Raw genomic sequence first — 13,021 nt, forward strand, 5'->3', positions numbered from 1 at the left:
TTTATTTATCATTTATTTTGATTTACTAGCTTTCTGGAATAAGAAAGCAGTTTTATCTTTTTCTTGTACAATGCCTTGCTTCAATGCTAATTCTCCTGCAACTTTAGGTGCCAGCCACAGCATCGGGAATAACAAAATTGATACCGGAACAGCTGTCACTACAATGAAAGATTGTAATGCATTAATGCTTCCTTCTCCCATATATAAAAGAATTGCTGCAACTGCTCCCATAATAAGCGACCAAAAAATTCGCAAGCTAATTCTAGGATCTCCATCTCCAGTCACTGCCATTGAAATGGAATAAGCCATTGAATCTCCTGTTGTTACTACAAATAAAATTGTTAATAAAAGAAATGCCGGTCCAATAATATTAGATAGTGGCAGTTGCTCTGTAATTGCAATCATAGCTGCTGGCATACCAGATTCACTTAAAGCGTTCGAGATAGATCCAGGCTTCATTAATTCATAAAATACACCCGTTCCCCCCAATATAGTGAACCAGAACGTTGTAATAATAGGTGCAATAATTCCAATTGCAACGATGATTTCGCGAATCGTTCTTCCTCTTGAAATTCGACTTACTAAAATTGCCATCATTGGTCCATATCCAATAAACCATCCCCAGAAAAAGATTGTCCAAGATCCTAACCAACCTGTATCCCCGCGGTATGTGCTCATTGGTATAAACTCATTTATATAAAACCCAAACGAAGAAACAAATGAATCAATAATAAATCCACCTGGTCCAAAGAATAACACAAACACCATCAATAAAATCGCTAGTTTAACATTTAAATCACTTATTATTTGAATCCCTTTATCAATACCCGTTACCGCAGATATAGTAGAAACAGCTACCACACAAATAATAATTGCTAATTGAGTAGTAAACACGTCGGAAATTCCGAATAATGCTTGTAAGCCATAACTTGCTTGTAAGCCTAAAAATCCGATCGGACCAATTGTTCCTGCAGCTACTGCAATAATTGCAAATGCATCAATCATCGTTCCAAGCAAACTCTTTCGCAATTTCTCTCCAAAAATAGGATATAAAAGCGTACGAGGTTTTAACGGCATACCTTTATGATAATGTCCATACATCATAACTACCGCACTAATTGTACCTAAAATCGTCCAAGCTAAAAATCCCCAATGCATATAACTTTGTGCTAAAGCAGGCATGACTGCTTCTTTCGTTCCAGCAGATATACCTTCATGTATTGGTGGCACCGTCATCAAATGGTACATTGGCTCTGCCGCTGCCCAAAAAACGCCACCTCCGGCAAGTAGTGTAGACATAATAATAGCAAGCCACTTTGCCGTACTAATCTCAGGTTTTTCTAAATTACCTAGTTTGACCTTCCCATATTTCGAGAATGCCATACACATCGCAACAATAAATGTACCTAACAATAAAATCTGCCAAAAAGCCCCGAAGTACTTAATTGAAAATGCAAAACTGCGATTAATAGCTCCCTCTACATAACCTTTATTTAAGAAAACTGCGATTACAAATAATAAAAGCGAACCACCACTAATAAGAAATACAGGCCAATCTGTTTTTTGATTCTTCATCCTCATTTACACATCCTCCTTCCTCAGCAATCTAAAAAAACAACTTTATTATGTTTTCTTGTTTAAATCCAAAACACAATTATTATATAAATATAATAATTCATCAATTTTCCACATACTTATGTTGTCCCTAAAAATATGCTAAACCCCTTATTTAAAAGAAATATTCTATTCCTCTTACATAAAAAAGCAAAACAAAAGACCTTATATGTCTATAAGGTCTTCGAAACAGAAATTTGATTATAACATAAGGAACTCCCTGGTTCAAAAAGCTCCTGCCAAAAATAACCGAGAGTAAAGGCTTCCATTTGCTACATAACAGTAATTAAAAAAATTTTATATTTTACAGGAAATCCCCCCTATACTAAATATTATTTATGAAAGAAATTTGGCTTCAAAATATCATTCGGATACGGTTTATGATAAATATGAGTGGCAGCTGGCGATAATGGCGGTATTAACCATACCCAATTTCCTGTTACAACGCGACCACAGGCAGCTTCTTGCTTCTCAAATTGCTGAAATTGTTGTGCAGCAGTATGGTGGTCAACAATACTAATTCCTTGTTTTTTAAATGAATATAATACAGCAATGTTCAACTCAATTAATGCCTTGTCTTTCCATAACGTGCTATTTCTTGATGTATCTAAATTCATCATTTCTGCAACTGCTGGAAGTAAATTATAACGATCCTGATCAGCTAAGTTCCGAGCTCCAATTTCCGTCCCCATATACCATCCATTAAACGGAGCTGCCGTATAAGAAATACCACCAATCTCTAAACGCATATCTGAAATCATCGGCACTCCATACCATTTCACTTCTAAAGATGAGATTGGGTAATCTGGATGCTCAATTGGTACTTCTTTTACTTCTTCTTTTGGAATTTCTTTATATATAGGCTCTTTTCCATCAACAGAAAATACAAGCGGTAATACATCAAAATTCGTACCTTCTCCTTGCCAGCCAAGTTCCTGACAAAAATCCGTAAATGTAGCGGAATGAGAATCACCGATTACTCCCATTTCTGTTTTATATCCTGCATATCGAATTAATTGATGATTATAAATTCGTATATTATTTTCTTCACTTTCATATTGCTTAAAAATTGTAATTGTCGGTTTAACTTTCCCGTCGTTCGTTGCATATTTAATGTGATGAATTAACGCATTATATACACCTTCTTCATCATTCACTTCACGTGCATCTAATATGTGCATCTTACTCCAGAATAGCCTTCCAATACATCTATTACTATTACGCCATGCCATTCGCGAACCATGAACAAGTTCTTCAAATGTATGCTCATACGTTCCCGTTCTCTCTATTTCCATGTGAATTTCTTTTATACGCTCTTCTATGAATTGCTCTTTATTAAGCTCTTTATAGCAAGTAGTAATAAAATTACTCGCTTCCTCTATTAATTGTTTCGTTTTACTCATAAACAATCTCCTTCTATTTCAACAAACGCTACTAATTTACAGTATAAGCAAAAAGGATAATAGTCACAAACGAAAGTGAAAGTGTTACTTTTATTGTAATATTTTCAGAAAATTATAGAAATCTCTCTTGACTTCTATGAAAAATAAGTGTATTTTTGACTCAGGTAAAATATTTTTACCTAGGTCAACTTTTAAACTAGAAAGGAGGTAATATTATGTCTTCATTTCAATTGCCAAAACTTTCATATGACTATGATGAATTAGAGCCATATATTGATAGCAATACACTTTCTATTCATCACGGAAAGCACCATGCGACATATGTAAACAATTTAAATGCTACTTTAGAAAACTATACTGAATTACATAATAAATCTTTAGAAGAGTTACTATGTAATTTGGATGATTTACCAATGGAAATTATTACAGCAGTTAGAAATAACGGTGGTGGTCATTATTGTCATAGTCTTTTTTGGGAAGTGATGAGCCCTCGAGGTGGCGGCGATCCTAATGGAGACGTTGCAAAAGGAATTGATTATTATTTCAATACCTTTGACAACTTAAAAGACCAACTGTCCAAAGCGGCCATTAGTCGTTTTGGAAGTGGATATGGATGGCTTGTTCTTGACGGTGAAGAACTTTCTGTTATGAGTACACCGAATCAAGATACACCTTTGCAAGAAGGGAAGATCCCGTTACTCGTCATTGATGTATGGGAACATGCCTATTATTTAAAGTATCAAAATCGGCGCCCAGAGTTTGTTACCAACTGGTGGCATACAGTGAACTGGGACCGGGTAAACGAGAAATATTTACAAGCAATTCAATCACAAAAACATTAGTCGTGCGTATAAGGTAAATTTGGTAATGTAAAATCAGTATTGTCGAAATCCTCCAGAATCCCCCGGATTGCCACCGGGGGATTTATGATTACTTCATTGTATTTATGTAATGGCGTAAAATATTTTTCATTTCTAGTTTCAACTCTCGGAATGGAAATCCCAATTCACGAGCCTTTTCATTATGTAACGTACAATTAATTACTTCATTATAAGGCGCTTTATTATCTCCTACTTCTTGAATGAGAGCTTTTATCCCCGTATTTTCTTCTATGAAACGAATAACTTCTCTGGTAGAAACTACCCCGTTGCTACAAGCATTAATCGGCCCTTCTATGTTTTCCATCCCACACCAAGCTAAAAACTCTCCTGCTTCTTTCTCATGTATAAATGCCAAATCTCCATCTACATGATCCACAACGATAGGCTCTTGTTTCACAACATGTTCAACGTAAAATTGTAATCTTTTCGTATAATCATTTTCTCCAATAACAACTGGAAAACGCACTGCAACAACTGGGAATGCTGCATGTTGAAATACAACTGCCTCAGCTAATCTCTTACCTTCACTATAATTAAAATCATTCCTATCTCCATACGTGATTGCATACTCATATGGATTAAAGTCCTCTTCTAACAGACCTAGCGCAGGCTCATAGACAGCCATTGAAGATGTCATAATATACTTCTTAGTTTTTCCTTTTAACACTTCACATGCTCTCTTCGCTGCATTTGAGCTATAGCATAAATTATCGTATACAATATCATAACTTTTACCTTCTAAACGCTTTGCTAGTTCTTTTTCGTCTTCTCTATCTACGATGATTCTTTTTACTGCACTTCCAAAGGAATCTTTAGTAACTCCCCTCGTCGCAATCGTTACATCATGTCCAACTTGCAACAGTACTTCTACTAAATGTTTACCAAAAAATCTTGTTCCCCCTAGTACCAATACTTTTTTCACCTTCATCATCCCCGTTTTCATAAATTGTAAAATACTACCTCCCTTATTATAAATGCTAAAATAAAAAAACATGGAATCAGTTTAACGATTCCATGTTTTTTCTACATATGACGCATTAACGTACTCGATATTTAAAAATACAATAACAGAAATATAAAATAGAAATTACTGATACATAAACCCATAGTTCATATACAAATCCCTCTCCCCAAACTCCCATAAAATAAAAGAGTGAAGGCAGTGTCAATGTTACCCATGATTGTACGAAAGCAATTCTTCCAAGATATTGATTGATATTCTTTTTTTGTGTATTTAATACAAAGAATAAATACCAAAGTAATGCCCACATAAACCATGTTAACGCATTAACAACATCGTTGAATTGAACAAATGAAACGACCATATAGAATAAAGCAATAATCGCTACCCAAATACAGAACCATCCTAGACCACTACTATCCATTCCCTTTATAAAAGTAACACCTACATATAAATAGGTTAATCCAAATAAAAAGGTAGCTGCATATGAATATACCGTCCAATTACTTTGATCAGAAATCATAATCAAATAGAACGGAATGATAATTTGTAATGCCCCCACAAATAAATTAAAAACACCTGCGCTTTTCATCTCTGCTTTTCCTAATATAACAAGACTATTTAAAAATAAAGCTGCACCTGAAAGTAATAATCCTACATAACCCATATATATTCGTGTGAAAATCTTATCTTTTCACACTTTTAACCTCCCCACACTTTAAAGTGATACCTATATTATTTTTCTTCCCATTTAAAACTACATACATAATTTTTCATCTGAATAAGTCAGACTTCCTACCTTAAAAAAGAGCAAACTTAAAACGCTTTCAATAATAAATAACCCTATCAAAATATGCAATAGGATTCCTTGATTATAAACGGACTCTAACAAGGATACAAGTGTTGGAATACTTTTCAATCATACGTTTTTAATTTCTATAAAAAATGAATAGAATGATACATTTTCCCTATCTCATTCTACTAATGCCTAGCATAAAATATAGTACAATCATATCATTTTAAGGAAGGTTTGATATTTATGCCTCTTCATTATCCAAATCAACCTGTTTTTCACTCCACAGGTGTATTAACAAGAGAGCCTGCAACTGTTTCAGCAGTAGTAAACATTGTAAATTTAGATGCATTTTACGCACACTATGTAAGTATAGAGGTTTGGGATTGGTCTAACTATTCTAATCCTGTAAAATTACCTGTACTAATTGGTGAAAATGCGGAAGTAGTATTTCCATATATTTTACAAGGGAACAACTTAGCAGTTTTTTATGCTGATTTAGGTGACGCTGTTGACTTGTATGAAATTCGTATTTCTTATCCTAGCCACTCCAATATTATCGCAAATTGTTTTGGACGAAGCATACCGCCATACGCAAGCCAAGAAGGTAATACCGTATATCATAAACAACTTGTTCGAATTCATTAAGTTCTCTTTCCAAATCACCAATTTATAAAAGCATTCAATAGATTAAATTCCTATTGAAGTGCTATGGTCAGTAATACTCTCTTTCATTTTCTTTTCCTCAACGAAAACTATTACTGACCTTTGGTTCCTTTATTATACATAAATACAATAAAAATAAAGTATCCTCCTTAAATCATTTGATAGCCATTTTTATTATTTACCTGCCATCTCCAAGAATCTAAACACATTTCTTCTAATCCATATTCCGCTTCCCATCCTAATTCTCGCTTCGCTTTAGATACATCAGCAAAACATATCGCTACGTCCCCAGGACGACGCCCGATAATTTTATACGGTATTTTTTTGCCCGAAACCTTCTCAAAAGCATTAACCATCTCCAATACACTATACCCTTTCCCTGTACCAAGGTTATATGCATCTATTCCTGTAGTTTCAAGCACTTTCTCAAGTGCCTTTACATGTCCTTTTGCAAGGTCAACAACGTGAATATAATCACGAACACCTGTCCCGTCTTTTGTTGGATAGTCATTTCCAAATATATTTAATTCCTTTAACTTCCCTACCGCTACTTGTGTTACATATGGCATTAAATTATTAGGAATCCCATTTGGATCTTCTCCAATACGACCACTTTGATGCGCCCCAAATGGGTTGAAATAACGAAGTAACGCGATACTCCATTCACCATCAGCTTTTGCAACATCACGCATAATTTGCTCTATCATTAACTTTGTTTGCCCATATGGATTTGTCACGCTTAATGGAAATTCTTCCGTAATTGGTGATGTTTTTGGAATTCCATATACAGTTGCAGACGAACTAAAAATAAATTTTTTCACATTATGTTTTTGCATTACATCACATAATATAATCGTACTTATAATATTATTATAATAATATGTAAGCGGAATTGTAGTAGATTCCCCAACTGCTTTGAAGCCAGCAAAATGAATAACTGCTTCAATGTTATTTTCCAAAAAAATCTCATTCATTTTTTCACGATTTAAAACACTTTCATTATAAAATTTAAATTGTTTCCCTGTTATTTCTTTTACTCGGTTTAAAGACTCTATTGAACTATTTGAAAGATTATCTACGACTATAATTTTATAATTATTATTTAATAATTCTATACACGTATGACTACCAATATATCCTGCTCCACCCGTTATAAGTATCGCCATATATATAGTCCCCCACTTATCATCAATTATAAAATTTTATAATCTCAATACACATCTATCCTATCATATTCCAAGATATAAATTCTAAATATTTTAAATTTTCTTTTATATAAAAAGCTACATAACCTTTAAGTTATGTAGCTCTTCAACATCTATATTTTTCTATATCATTTTTTATTACCCAAAAATTTTAGTAAAAGCTATCCAAACGTTCTGATTTGTTAAATTACGTAACAATATACACTTAAAAAGTGTGCCAGGCTTCCTAATAATACGAAAACATGAAAAATTTCATGGTGTCCCATATATTTAAACTCCAACCATTTTGGCTTAGCACCGTAAATAAACCCACCAATTGTATAAAAAATACCTCCAAGTATTAAGAAAAGGATACCTCCTGTACTTAAATTCTCAGCTAGCGGTGCAAAGAATAGAACAATTAACCAACCCATCAGAAGATAAATTCCTGTCGATAACCATCTTGGGCAATTAAACCAAAACATTTTAAAAACAATACCACAAATCGCAGTTGCATAAACCAAACAAAATAGTAGTAAACCATTTGCCGAACTTAATGTAATTAAGCAAAAGGGTGCATATGTACCTGCAATTAATATAAAAATCATAGAATGATCTAACTTCCTAAAGAAATAAATAACACGTTCACTGGCTACAACACTATGATACACAGCTGATGCCATATAAAGGACCATCATCCCAATACCGAATAAAATAACAGCTGTAATTGCAGCAAAAGATGGCATCTTAACAGAAACTTTCACAAGCATGGCTAATAATGCAATAAATGCTAATACAGCTCCTCCTAAGTGAGTAAATGCATTAACCGGTTCTCTTACATAAGCATTCATATAAACACCCCTCATATAATTACATGTAGTTTTAATAACTACATGTAATTATATACGCATTATTTATACTAGTCAACATTTACAATTCACTTGTTTCGTAATACCATATTTAAAGATATACTAAACATTCAGTTCCACTAAGTGATAAAAGTGAGGGGTTTTACGTGGAAAATATAAATAAATTACTTGAATCATTACATTTAGAAAAAAATATTAAACTTGAGGATATCCCAAATGTCGACTTATATGTAGACCAAGTTGTTCAACTATTTGAGAATACTTATGCGGATACAACAAGAACTGATGATGAAAAAGTATTAACAAAAACAATGATTAACAATTACGCAAAAGGGAAACTATTCATCCCTATTAAAAATAAAAAGTATTCAAAAGAGCATATGATTTTAATTAGCTTGATTTACCAATTAAAAGGAGCCCTTTCCATTAATGACATAAAAAGCTCCTTAGAAAATATAAATGTACCTTTACTAAACGATGATACATTCGAATTAAATACTCTCTATAAAGATTATCTTGCTCTTACTGAAACCAATGTGGAAACCTTTAACCAGGACGTAAATAACCGTATTAGGGAAGTAAATGAGATTTCCTCCTTAGAAGATCAAAAGCTAGAAAAGTTTTTATTACTAACATCCTTCGTGACGATGAGTAATATGTACAGACGATTGGCAGAGAAGTTAGTGGACGATTTAAAAGAATCGTAAATAAAAAAACTATCCACCTGTTACAGTGGATAGTTTTTTTATTTACTTAATTGCTTCATGGACTTTTAATTGTTTCCCTTTAATCGTTGTATTTTTCATGGTCTTTAAAACAATTGGTCCTTTTCCATTTAATATTTCAACGTAAGAAACATTGTCCTGTATCGTAATAATTCCTATATCTTCTGCTGTAACACCTTTAATTTTAGCAATTGTGCCGACAAAATCTACCGCTCTAATTTTCTTTTTCTTCCCACCATTAAAGTACAGCTTCATAATCCCTTTGTTTAAGTCTGCACTTTTATCTTTCTTTATAATTGGTTTAGCATGTATTTTTTCCTCAAATACTGCCTTCCCTTTCATAACCTCTTCTTTTGAAGGTGCATATGCCTTTGGAATTTCAAAGCCGATGTACGCCTCAATTTCTTCTAAAAATCTATTTTCATACGGAGTTATGAATGTAATAGCTTTTCCTTTATTGCCAGCTCGTCCCGTTCTTCCTGTACGATGTACATAACTTTCTTTTTCTAACGGAATATCATAGTTAATAACATGTGTAATATTATCAATATCAATTCCTCTAGCAGCTACGTCTGTCGCTACTAAATAACGGAACTTTCCTTTTCTAAAATCGTCCATAACTTCAAAACGATCTTCTTGCACCATACCACCATGTATTTTGTCACAAGGATAGTTAACACGGTTTAACTGTCTAAATACGTGATCTACATTTTCTTGTGTACGGCAAAAAATAATACAACTATCTGGATTCTCAATTGTTGTTACATCTTTAAGAAGTGAAAGCTTCTCCTCTTCTCTCGTCTCAAAAAGTGTATGTTCAATTTTGTCTGTGGTAATCCCGGCAGCCTTAATTTCAATATACGTTGGCGAATCCATATACGTACGGGATAACTTTTCAACATCTTCTGGAAGTGTTGCCGAAAATAGCATTGTCATTCGCTTTGTAGGTAATTCATCAATAATTGCCTCTACTTGATCAATAAAGCCCATATTTAGCATTTCATCTGCTTCATCAATGACTAAATACTTCAGACATTCTAAAGAAAGGGTACCTTTTTCAATATGATCTAACACACGGCCAGGAGTCCCTACTACGATATGTGTCTTTTGTTTTAACTCTAATTTTTGACGTGCAAATGGAGACTTACCATAAACGGCCGCAGCCTTAATTCTTTTGAAGCGGCCTATATTCGTAATATCTTCTTTCACTTGAACAGCAAGTTCTCTCGTCGGCGTCAAAACTAATGCTTGTGGCTTATTCTCTTCCCATTCCACCATTTCACAAAGTGGAATACCGAATGAAGCTGTTTTTCCACTTCCAGTTTGCGATTTTACAACAAGATCCTTCTTTTTCAATGCAACTGGAATAACCTCTCCTTGCACTTCTGTTGGATGTTCATATCCTAAACCAGTAAGTGCTCGTATTATTTCTTTACTTAATGCATAATTACTAAATTCCTTTTTACTCATATACTAACCTCATTTGAATTTTATATTTAAATAACTATACTCTCCATATCTAACGTCAAGTTATACCAAGATACTATATTAAATCAATGTTTTCAATTCATTTAAGTTTCAATTTATCTACGTATAATTCTTAAATAATAAAGGACAGCCTTAATTATAAGTCTGCCCCTCTAAATTGTATTCATCTTTTATGGAACTAATTTTTTTACAACTGGTATTCTTTGCAATACTAAAGTAATTACCATACTAAGAACAATTGTGATTGTTACATTAATAGGTATTGCCAATATTGCATGTGCATGTTCATTCACCTTTGGAAATACTCTGTACAGATAGTTATTTAATAAGAAATAGTGAAGGATATAAATACCAAGGCTCGCTTGATTTATACCGCGTAATACAAATGGTAATTTTCTTTCTGAATTTCCGAAAGAATATTTGAAAAATACAAATAAACTAATCGCCATAAGTACAACACCTGGAGAAAAGTATCCATACCAAAACTGATCCAATTGTCCGTTTGCCTGAACTGTATAATAATATGTAACAAAGAATGTAATAATAAATCCTACAATTCCTCCAATGTAAGCCAAATTCCTCCACTTTTTCACAATATCATAATTGGATAAATAATAACCAAGAAGGAAATAGCCTACATAATTTGTAACGTAAAATAATTCAATATTAAAGTTGATAGGATAATAATATTTTGCCAAATTAACGACAACAGATGCATATAACCATAAAATTAAAAAATACTCTATCTCTTTCTTTTGAGCATTCTTCACAAAAATTTTCAGTAAAGGTGTAATTAAGTATATCCCTACAATCATGTACATGAACCATAAATGTCCACCAATACTATCTGTTAGAAAATATTTTATCCCCTGTTTTATAGAACGCGGGAAATATCCTGCATAAGCTCCGTATAAATAAAATAAAACACTCCAAGCTACAAAAGGTATAATTACCTTACTTGCACGTTTCTGTATAAATTCTCCAATAGAAATATCTTTCGTACCCTTTAATAATAAAGCTCCACTAATCATCACAAAGATTGGAACGCTAGCGCGTGAAAGTGACTCAAAAAGATTCCCAGACAACCAACGCGAAACGTTATTTGCATCCAATGTGGAAACATAACCAGCGGAGACATGAATTGTAACTACTGCGATTGTCGCTAACACACGCAACCAGTCCATATACACTAATCGTTTCATTAACAGCTCTCCTAAATTTACATATTTGATTTTTCCTATACCACACATAATTTTACATTAAATCATGTTATGTTAAAACAAATTTTGACGATATAAACCTACAGTAGACTTAAATCAACTTAATTTTTTTATATAAACATTAAAACCTTTGACTTATTAGTGAAAATAATGTAAATTATCCTTTGGACGAACATTTTCAAACGAAACAAATAAAATATTCGTATTTTAGGGGTGTAAATGATGGAAAACGTATTTGACTATGAAGATATTCAATTAATTCCTGCAAAATGCATTGTAAACAGTCGATCTGAATGTGATACAACTGTCACTTTAGGAAAACATAAATTTAAATTACCTGTCGTACCTGCAAATATGCAAACGATTATAGATGAAAGAATCGCAACTTATTTAGCTGAAAATAATTACTTCTATATCATGCATCGTTTCCAACCAGAGAAACGAATCTCATTCATTAGAGATATGCAATCACGTGGATTAATTGCTTCAATCAGCGTTGGTGTTAAAGAAGACGAATACGAATTCGTACAACAATTAGCCGCTGAGCAACTTTCACCTGAATACATTACAATCGATATCGCACACGGTCACTCTAATGCTGTGATCAACATGATTCAACATATTAAAAAACATTTACCAGAAAGCTTTGTTATCGCTGGAAACGTTGGAACTCCAGAAGCGGTAAGAGAATTAGAACACGCTGGCGCTGACGCAACAAAAGTTGGTATTGGACCCGGTAAAGTTTGTATTACTAAAATTAAAACAGGCTTTGGAACTGGTGGTTGGCAGTTAGCTGCACTTCGCTGGTGTGCAAAAGCTGCAAGTAAGCCGATTATTGCTGACGGTGGTATTCGTACACACGGTGATGTAGCTAAATCTATTCGATTTGGGGCAACTATGGTTATGGTCGGTTCTCTATTCGCTGGTCATGAAGAGTCTCCAGGGGAAACAATCGAAAAAGATGGAAAGCTTTATAAAGAATACTTCGGTTCAGCTTCTGAATTCCAAAAAGGTGAGAAGAAAAACGTTGAAGGTAAGAAAATGTTCGTGGAGCATAAAGGTTCTTTAGAAGACACTTTAATCGAAATGGAACAAGATCTTCAATCTTCTATCTCTTACGCTGGTGGAACAAAATTAGATGCTATTCGTACTGTAGATTATGTTGTCGTGAAAAACTCTATTTTCAACGGTGATAAAGTATATTAATTCTTATATTG

At 33.4% G+C, this 13,021-nt stretch carries 12 protein-coding genes; 4 read left to right on the forward strand and 8 right to left on the reverse strand.

From position 1 onward, the window contains the following. Positions 1-12 precede the first annotated feature (12 nt). Complete coding sequence (locus BTOYO_RS13285; protein ID WP_001242402.1) at positions 13-1,581, reverse strand: BCCT family transporter; 1,569 nt, start codon at positions 1,579-1,581, stop codon at positions 13-15. Positions 1,582-1,946: 365 nt separating this feature from the next. Further along, positions 1,947-3,017 (reverse strand): nitric oxide synthase oxygenase, encoded by a 1,071-nt coding sequence (locus BTOYO_RS13290; protein ID WP_000047638.1) that lies wholly within the window; start codon positions 3,015-3,017, stop codon positions 1,947-1,949. Positions 3,018-3,232: 215 nt separating this feature from the next. Between BTOYO_RS13290 and sodA the strand changes: the two genes are divergently transcribed. Continuing rightward, positions 3,233-3,859 (forward strand): superoxide dismutase [Mn], encoded by a 627-nt coding sequence (gene sodA, locus BTOYO_RS13295; protein WP_000094062.1) that lies wholly within the window; start codon positions 3,233-3,235, stop codon positions 3,857-3,859. Positions 3,860-3,947: 88 nt separating this feature from the next. On the opposite strand, the gene BTOYO_RS13300 is transcribed toward sodA, so the two are convergent. Beyond that, a complete protein-coding gene (locus BTOYO_RS13300) occupies positions 3,948-4,841 on the reverse strand; it encodes an NAD-dependent epimerase/dehydratase family protein (RefSeq protein WP_000847857.1) in 894 nt (297 codons plus the stop codon). 94 nt (positions 4,842-4,935) lie between these two features. After that, a complete protein-coding gene (locus BTOYO_RS13305) occupies positions 4,936-5,526 on the reverse strand; it encodes an AmiS/UreI family transporter (RefSeq protein WP_000542573.1) in 591 nt (196 codons plus the stop codon). A 372-nt stretch (positions 5,527-5,898) separates the two neighbouring features. Between BTOYO_RS13305 and BTOYO_RS13310 the strand changes: the two genes are divergently transcribed. Further along, positions 5,899-6,300 carry a hypothetical protein gene (locus tag BTOYO_RS13310; RefSeq protein WP_001128273.1) on the forward strand — a complete coding sequence of 134 codons (402 nt, stop codon included), beginning with the start codon at positions 5,899-5,901 and terminating at the stop codon, positions 6,298-6,300. A 167-nt stretch (positions 6,301-6,467) separates the two neighbouring features. On the opposite strand, the gene galE is transcribed toward BTOYO_RS13310, so the two are convergent. Further along, positions 6,468-7,484 (reverse strand): UDP-glucose 4-epimerase GalE, encoded by a 1,017-nt coding sequence (galE, locus tag BTOYO_RS13315; protein WP_000996154.1) that lies wholly within the window; start codon positions 7,482-7,484, stop codon positions 6,468-6,470. A gap of 221 nt (positions 7,485-7,705) precedes the next feature. Continuing rightward, entirely contained in the window at positions 7,706-8,353 is a 648-nt protein-coding gene (gene trhA / locus BTOYO_RS13320; RefSeq protein WP_000995370.1) for a PAQR family membrane homeostasis protein TrhA, read from the reverse strand. Positions 8,354-8,517: 164 nt separating this feature from the next. On the opposite strand from trhA, the gene BTOYO_RS13325 reads away from it, so the two are divergent. After that, positions 8,518-9,078: a DUF1836 domain-containing protein gene (locus BTOYO_RS13325; protein WP_000427895.1), complete on the forward strand. Its 561-nt coding sequence runs from the start codon at positions 8,518-8,520 to the stop codon at positions 9,076-9,078. A 42-nt stretch (positions 9,079-9,120) separates the two neighbouring features. On the opposite strand, the gene dbpA is transcribed toward BTOYO_RS13325, so the two are convergent. Next, complete coding sequence (gene dbpA, locus BTOYO_RS13330; protein ID WP_000037213.1) at positions 9,121-10,566, reverse strand: ATP-dependent RNA helicase DbpA; 1,446 nt, start codon at positions 10,564-10,566, stop codon at positions 9,121-9,123. A gap of 188 nt (positions 10,567-10,754) precedes the next feature. Beyond that, on the reverse strand, positions 10,755-11,786 hold the full coding sequence (locus BTOYO_RS13335; protein WP_000827026.1) for an acyltransferase: 1,032 nt from the start codon (positions 11,784-11,786) through the stop codon (positions 10,755-10,757). A gap of 240 nt (positions 11,787-12,026) precedes the next feature. On the opposite strand from BTOYO_RS13335, the gene guaC reads away from it, so the two are divergent. Then, positions 12,027-13,010 carry a GMP reductase gene (gene guaC, locus BTOYO_RS13340; protein WP_000432439.1) on the forward strand — a complete coding sequence of 328 codons (984 nt, stop codon included), beginning with the start codon at positions 12,027-12,029 and terminating at the stop codon, positions 13,008-13,010. Positions 13,011-13,021 lie beyond the last annotated feature (11 nt).

Source organism: Bacillus toyonensis BCT-7112 (assembly GCF_000496285.1).
Lineage (GTDB): Bacteria > Bacillota > Bacilli > Bacillales > Bacillaceae_G > Bacillus_A > Bacillus_A toyonensis.